The 4,193-nt window shown below is 49.3% G+C and carries 6 protein-coding genes; all 6 read right to left on the reverse strand.

Annotated features, from left to right (window positions below):
• A partial coding sequence (locus WBV75_RS00785; RefSeq protein ID WP_424118760.1) for a DUF5684 domain-containing protein occupies positions 1–182 on the reverse strand: 182 nt, incomplete at its 3' end.
• Positions 183–234: 52 nt separating this feature from the next.
• Entirely contained in the window at positions 235–936 is a 702-nt protein-coding gene (gene dapB, locus WBV75_RS00790; protein ID WP_424118761.1) for a 4-hydroxy-tetrahydrodipicolinate reductase, read from the reverse strand.
• A gap of 5 nt (positions 937–941) precedes the next feature.
• Positions 942–1,580: a DUF5683 domain-containing protein gene (locus WBV75_RS00795; protein WP_424118762.1), complete on the reverse strand. Its 639-nt coding sequence runs from the start codon at positions 1,578–1,580 to the stop codon at positions 942–944.
• The gene (locus tag WBV75_RS00800) at positions 1,573–2,481 is read right to left on the reverse strand and encodes a ParB/RepB/Spo0J family partition protein (protein ID WP_424118763.1); all 909 of its coding nucleotides are present in this window, start codon (positions 2,479–2,481) and stop codon (positions 1,573–1,575) included. The genes WBV75_RS00795 and WBV75_RS00800 overlap by 8 nt, the downstream gene beginning before the upstream one ends.
• Positions 2,481–3,254 (reverse strand): ParA family protein, encoded by a 774-nt coding sequence (locus tag WBV75_RS00805; protein ID WP_424118764.1) that lies wholly within the window; start codon positions 3,252–3,254, stop codon positions 2,481–2,483. The genes WBV75_RS00800 and WBV75_RS00805 overlap by 1 nt, the downstream gene beginning before the upstream one ends.
• A gap of 171 nt (positions 3,255–3,425) precedes the next feature.
• A partial coding sequence (locus WBV75_RS00810) for a methylmalonyl-CoA mutase family protein (protein ID WP_424118765.1) occupies positions 3,426–4,193 on the reverse strand: 768 nt, incomplete at its 5' end.

Consider the following 4,193-nt stretch of genomic DNA (forward strand, 5'->3'; position numbering starts at 1 on the left):
ATAAAAAGCAATACGACCCACCAGGAAGGTCTTTTGATGATTTTCATCAAAATAATGGCGTTATAAACCGGTATTGCGGCTTCCCAGGCTTTACGTCCGGCTTTCACATAAAGTTTCCAGGTCCCAAGGAAATGGATGAGCTGAACAATCAGGAAAAAAAGTAGCCATTGTGTGTAATTCATAAGTACCTTTTAATTTCAAAGAACGCCAGCTGATGGCGTAAATACATCCTATTTAACGGAGGTTTAACACGTCTTTCATTCCAAAAACCCCCGTTTTATCTACAAGCCACTCGGCGGCAACTACTGCTCCGTGTGCAAATCCTTCCCTGTTGTAAGCCGTGTGTTGTATCTCAATTTGATCGACTTTGGATTCATAGGTAATGCGATGTGTCCCAGGAGTATCGCCTACACGCTCGGAGGCGATAGGGATATTTTTTGATGATCCATTACCCGCATTCCACTGGGTATAGGAGCTATTTTCGATAATTCCTTCAGCCAGGGTAATTGCCGTACCGCTCGGGGCATCCACCTTGCGTGTATGGTGGATTTCGGTCATGTTTAGGGAATAGTCGGGAAATTGGGACATCAATCGGGCCAGTTGGGCGTTGAGCTCAAAAAACAGATTCATTCCCAGGCTAAAGTTGGAAGCGTAAAGGAAAGCGCCATCCACCTCGCGGCAGAGGCGTTCCGCTATTGGGAAATCATCCATCCAGCCCGTGGTGCCGGATACCACGGGGACACCGGCTTCCAGGCAACCGCATACATTTTCGAGTGCCGCCTCAGGGATACTGAAATCTATAGCGATATCGAGGGTTTCAAATGCCGGGACTTCCCCTGGGGTATCGATTCGGGACACAATGGTGTGCCCCCGCTCTGAAGCGATCCGTTCGATCATTTTACCCATGGTTCCATATCCGAATAAACCAATTCTCATAGATTCTAAAAACGGATTGCCAGGCCTATCCCATAGCTCGCATCAGCATTTATGGGGTGATAGTCCAGATAGGGTTCGAATTGCAGACTGAGGTCTTCACTAACGTTGAATTGCCTCAAGTGGGCATCTACATTGGCGTCGATTATATTTAAAGCGTATAGAGCTATGGTCACCAGTAATGCCAGATCCCTGTCCCGCTGATACCTTTCCTGGAGATTTTGCAGGGCCTCGGTTGACAAAGCCGGGGTGGTGGGTACAAAATCGTCATCCGGGTTCGGGTCGTAAAATTCGTCATCCGTGAACCCAACCCTTCGCCGTTTAAAGGCCGTCCGGGTGCGGTCGTATAAATCGTCGTTATACATATAAATAGCTACCCCCGTGCCGATGGCACCCCATACAATAGGTATTTTCCAATACCGCTTGTTGTAGGCCTGTCCAAGCCCCGGCAGGACTGCCGAATAAAAAGCTGCCTTACTTGGGGCCAGCGGGTTAGTTGATTTCCTGGTTACTTCTTCAACCGTGATCCCCTCTTGCTCAATGATGTTTTTGATAGAATCGGCCTCCCGTTCGGTCGGATTATCTTCCTGCGCCCTCAAAGCGGATAGGGCACAAAAAAAACCCAGGAGGAGGAGAAATTTAGGCACCGGTTATCCGTTTTATCAGGTTTTTAAAATCAGCCGGACTCTTAAAAGGGATACTAATTTTACCCTTCCCGTCTCGGGAAATAGCGAGTTTCGCCTCTGTCTCCAGATATTGCTTCAGAGCCTCAAGCCCTTCAGCTGCAAAATCGGGAATTTCCTGCTTTCCTGTAGTCCCTTTTTTTTGGCTTTGGGTCGAAGGATTGTGATAACCCCTGACCCGGGCTTCTGTTTCCCGTACAGAGAGGTTTTCGCCAATAATCTGTTCATATAAGGAAATCTGGTCTTCCCGGGAATCGACGTTTACCAGGCTGCGCCCATGGCCCATACTGATAAAACCGTCCCGCATACCTGTTTGGATTATCGGATCCAACCGGAGAAGCCTGAGGTAGTTGGTGATTGTAGAGCGTTTTTTACCTACACGCTCGCTTAGTTTTTCCTGGGTCAGCCCTATTTCGTCGATCAGGCGCTCGTAGGAAAGCGCAATTTCAACCGGGTCCAGATCCTGACGCTGAATGTTTTCAACCAGGGCCATCTCCAGGGACTCCTGGTCGTTAGCGATCCGGATATAGGCAGGGATCTTTTTCAGGCCAATCTGTTTTGAGGCCCGATACCTTCGCTCCCCGGAGACCAGTTGGTACTGGTCAAAACCCAATTTTCGAACGGTTATGGGTTGTATAAGGCCCAATTGCCGGATAGAATCCGCCAGCTCTTTCAGGGATTCATCGTCAAAGTTGGAACGGGGTTGAAAAGGGTTCACGGCAATGGACTCCAGATCCAGTTCAACAATACTACCGACCACCTTATCCGCATTCTGGTCCGAAGCGGACTGAATGTCATTTTCGGGATCCTTCAGCAAAGCGGAAAGTCCCCGACCCAATGCTTGTTTTCGTGTCGCCTTAGCCATTAAACTGTCTGTCTGTTTTTCTGAAGTATTTCATGGGCCATATTCAGGTAATTTGCGGCTCCTTTGCTACTCGCGTCGTATTTGATAATACTCTCTCCATAACTCGGTGCCTCCCCAAGACGCACGTTTCTTTGGATGATTGTGTCGAAGACCATATCGCCAAAGTGTTTTTTAACCTCTTCCACAACCTGATTGGAAAGCCTCAGCCTGGAATCATACATGGTCAACAACATGCCTTCTATATCCAGATCCGGATTGTGAATCCGCTGCACGCTTTTAATGGTGTTGAGCAATTTGCCCAATCCTTCCAGGGCGTAGTATTCACATTGAATGGGGATTATGACAGAATCTGCTGCCGTGAGTGCATTGAGCGTCAGCAGGCCCAGAGAAGGAGCACAGTCTATCAGGATATATTCATATTGCTCTCCCAGTTCCGCAACTGCTTTTTTCAGCATGTATTCCCGCTCGTCCTTATCTACCAGTTCTATTTCTATAGCCACCAGATCGATATGGGCCGGAATCAAATCTACATTCGGCGAGCCCGTCTGCACTATGGTTTCTGAGGCGGGGAGTGTATGCTCCAGGAGTTGATAGCTGCCCGCACTATTGGAATCTGAATCCATACCCAGGCCTGAGGTCGCATTGGCCTGAGGATCGGCATCAATGACCAGCACTTTTTTCTCCAATACCCCTAAAGCGGCAGCGAGATTAACGGTAGTAGTCGTTTTCCCAACTCCTCCTTTCTGATTCGCAATCGCTATTATCTTGCCCATAGGTACCCTTGATGTTAGGGGTTAAAAATACGATTATTTGGCGTTGAAGAAAATGGAACTTGTTAACACAAGGTGAATAACTCCCCGTATTCCGGGGTTTCAGGGTCTGTATCCAGGGGATGACTTTTCTCCCCGTACCGGGCAGATTGCCTGCCTGCCGGGAGAACGCCCTTAAACCGTTGTGAGCAGCTCGAGTATTTCGATAGCAGCATCGGGGATACGGGTACCAGGACCGAAAATTCCTACAACCCCGGCTTCATAGAGAAAATCGTAATCCGGCTTGGGAATAACCCCGCCTACGATGACCAGGATATCATCCCGTTTCAAGGCTTTCAGAGCCCCGATTACTTCTGGCACAAGGGTTTTATGCCCCGCGGCCAGGGAGGATACCCCCAGAATATGTACATCGTTTTCCACGGCTTGCTTTGCCGCCTCTTCAGGGGTCTGAAACAGCGGTCCGATATCCACATCGAATCCCAGGTCCGCGTAGGCCGTAGCTACAACTTTAGCTCCCCTGTCGTGACCATCCTGCCCCATTTTAGCGATCATGATACGGGGCCTGCGCCCTTCGCGCACGGCAAAAGCATCGGAGAGTTCCCGTGCTTTTACAAATGATTTATCCTTTTTGATCTCGTCTGAATACACCCCGGAGATTGATTGTACTGTGGCCTTGTGACGGCCAAAAGCAGTTTCCATAGCCTGGCTGATTTCTCCCAGACTAGCCCTGTTTCTGGCGGCTTCTACAGCCAAAGCTAATAAATTTTCCTCCGGGGCGGTGGCTTCGCCCGCTTCCTTTTTGGCCGCTGCAGCGGCGAGACGTTTCAGTGCGGCCTTTACTTTCTGTCCATCCCGGGTGGCACGGACTTCTTCCAGACGCTCAATTTGTTCCCTACGTACCCTGGAGTTGTCGACCTCGAGGATATTTAAGAAGTCTTCCTC

The sequence above is a fragment of the Robiginitalea sp. genome, from assembly GCF_049588695.1.
Taxonomy (GTDB): Bacteria; Bacteroidota; Bacteroidia; order Flavobacteriales; family Flavobacteriaceae; genus Robiginitalea.